General features: G+C 68.5%; 4 protein-coding genes. All 4 read left to right on the plus strand.

Going from position 1 to position 2,409, the window contains the following annotated elements; genetic code table 11:
* Nucleotides 1-277: glucose-6-phosphate isomerase family protein (locus AB1609_21300; protein MEW6048972.1), on the plus strand; the 277-nt coding region annotated here is incomplete at its 5' end.
* 9 nt (nt 278-286) lie between these two features.
* Complete coding sequence (locus tag AB1609_21305; protein MEW6048973.1) at nt 287-1,840, plus strand: FGGY family carbohydrate kinase; 1,554 nt, start codon at nt 287-289, stop codon at nt 1,838-1,840.
* Between the two features lie 60 nt (nt 1,841-1,900).
* Nucleotides 1,901-2,059 (plus strand): hypothetical protein, encoded by a 159-nt coding sequence (locus tag AB1609_21310; GenBank protein ID MEW6048974.1) that lies wholly within the window; start codon nt 1,901-1,903, stop codon nt 2,057-2,059.
* A partial coding sequence (locus AB1609_21315) for an alcohol dehydrogenase catalytic domain-containing protein (GenBank protein ID MEW6048975.1) occupies nt 2,056-2,409 on the plus strand: 354 nt, incomplete at its 3' end. The genes AB1609_21310 and AB1609_21315, both read left to right, overlap by 4 nt.

Raw genomic sequence — 2,409 nt, forward strand, 5'->3', positions numbered from 1 at the left:
CCGGGGCCGCGGCTTTCTCATCATGCAGTCCGAACAGGGAGAAGCACGGGCCGTTCCCATGGAGGCGGGAAGCGTGGCGTACGTCCCGCCTGGATGGGGGCACCGGACCGTCAACGCAGACCTGGCCGAGCCCTTCGTCCTGTTCTTCGCGTTTCCCGCCGACGCCGGCCATGACTACGACACAGTGGCCCGCACCGGCTTCTCCCTCATCGTCGTGCACCGCAACGGCAAACCGGAGGTCGTGAAGCGGAAGGCATGGCACGGGGGAGGGGGCTGACGGAGGGAGATGCCGGCTGCTTACCTGTGCGGCATCGATGTGGGGACGACCAACACCAAGGCCACGCTGATAAGCGACGATGGAGCGGTGCTGGCCGAGGCCAGCGAGCCCTCCCGCATCAATCAGCGGGGGCCGGGCTGGGTTGAGCAGGACCCCGACGAGATGGCGGCCGCTGCCGAGCGGGTGCTCGGTGAGTGCGTGCGGCAGGCAGGGGTAGACCCTGCGCGTGTGGCGGGTATCGCCATCACCGGGCAGATGGCCGGCGTCGCCAGCGTCGACGCCGACTGGAACCCGGTCACCCCGTACGATTCGTGGCTCGACACGCGGTGTGACCCTTACGTGGCGGTCATGCGCCGGCGGGCCGACAGCATCATCGCGGCAAGCGGGGGGCCGCCGACTTACTCCCACGGGCCCAAGATGCTGTGGTGGAAGCACGAGTATCCGGAGATCTTCCGGCGGATCCACAAGTTCGTCATGCCGGCCGCCTATGTCGCAGGACGCCTCGCCGATTTGACGGGGGACCAGGCCTTCATCGACCCCACCTACCTCCACTTCTCGTGCCTCGCCGACATTCGGGCGCAGGCGTGGTCGGAAGAGCTCTGTTCGCACTTCGAGATTCCCATGGAGAAGCTGCCCCGAATTGTCGAGCCGTCCGACGTGGTGGGCCGCCTCTCCCGTGAGGCGGCCGCGCGCGTCGGGCTCGTTTCGGGGATTCCCATCGTGGCGGGAGCCGGGGATCAGTCGGCGGCCATGCTTGGAGCCGGGGTCATTCGGCCGGGCATCGGATACGATGCCGCGGGCACGGCTTCGTCCTTTGCGCTGTGCGTGCCCGGCTTCTCCCCGGACGTGGCCCACAAGACGCTGGTGACGGGCCGCCTCCCGGCCCCAGGCCTCTGGTACGCACTGGGCTACATCAACGGTGGCGGGCTCAACCTTCGCTGGCTGCGCGACATGCTGCGGGCGCTGCCCGCCGGCGGCTCGTCCTGCGGCGGGATGGGCCTCGACTACGCGCAGCTGGACGACCTCGCCTCACGCGTGCCGCCGGGTTCAGATGGGCTGGTTTTCGTGCCGCACCTGGGCGGTCGCGTCTGCCCCAATCAACCCAATGTGCGGGGAGCGTGGGTCGGACTGCGCTGGTCACACTCGACGGGGCACCTCTACCGGGCCCTTCTGGAGAGTGTGGCCTACGAGTACTCGATTTACCTGGACATCGAGCAGCGGCTCGCCCCCGACGTTGCCTTCCACGAGGTGCGGGTGGTGGGAGGTGGGTCGCAGAGCGCTCTGTGGAACCAGTTGAAGGCAGACGTCTTGGGCGTCCCGTACACCCGGCTGAACCGGTCGGAGGCGGGCTCGCTCGGCGCGGCCATCCTGGCCGGCTACGGGATCGGGGTGTTCCGGGACCTGGAGGCGGCCGTGAGCGCTTTCGTCCACCCCGTTGAACGCTTCGAGCCCCGGCCCGAGAAAAGGGAGCTTTACCGGCCGTTCGCGGCGTTTTACCGGAACCTGCTCGAAGAATATGCAGGCCTGTGGGAGGGCGTCGCGTCACTATCACTATCGAGGTAACGTTCACGGTACCGGGCGCTCCCGGTGCCATCGAGCTGCTGAGGAGCCGTCATCCTGGGCGTGATGACGCCGACTGAAGCGGTGAGGGCCCTGGAGTTCGGCACCCCCATAGCGCTGGGGGTTGGGAGCCCTCTGCTGCTGGATGTGGAGCGGACGGGCGACTACGACGCCCTTCTGGCCAGGGCGCGAGTCTTCGCGGAGCGCGCCGGGCTGCGATGACGGGGCCGACGATGAAGGCGGCCGTGTTGCACGGGCCCGGGCGCATCGTGGTTGAGAACGTCCCGGTGCCGACGCTGGGGCCGGGGGAAGCGCTGGTGGCCGTGAGGGCGGCAGGAATCTGCGGCTCGGACGTTCCCCGGATGAAGCGAGCGGAGATACCCCGGCTGCCCCTCGTGCTTGGGCACGAGTTCGCCGGCGAGGTGGTTCGGGTGTCAGAGGGCGCCGGGCCGGTGAATCCTGGCGACCGTGTGGTGGTCATCCCCCTGATCCCGTGCGGCCGGTGTGACCTGTGCCAGGCCGGCGAGTTCGCCATGTGTGAGAACTACGACTACCTCGGTTCCCGCCGTGAT

The sequence above is a fragment of the Bacillota bacterium genome, assembly GCA_040754675.1.
Classification (GTDB): Bacteria; Bacillota; Limnochordia; order Limnochordales; family Geochordaceae; genus Geochorda.

Bases quoted from the DNA above. Each gene is read 5' to 3' on its own strand.
- AB1609_21305 (MEW6048973.1), top strand. From the start codon at position 287: ATGCCGGCTGCTTACCTGTGCGGCATCGATGTGGGGACGACCAACACC.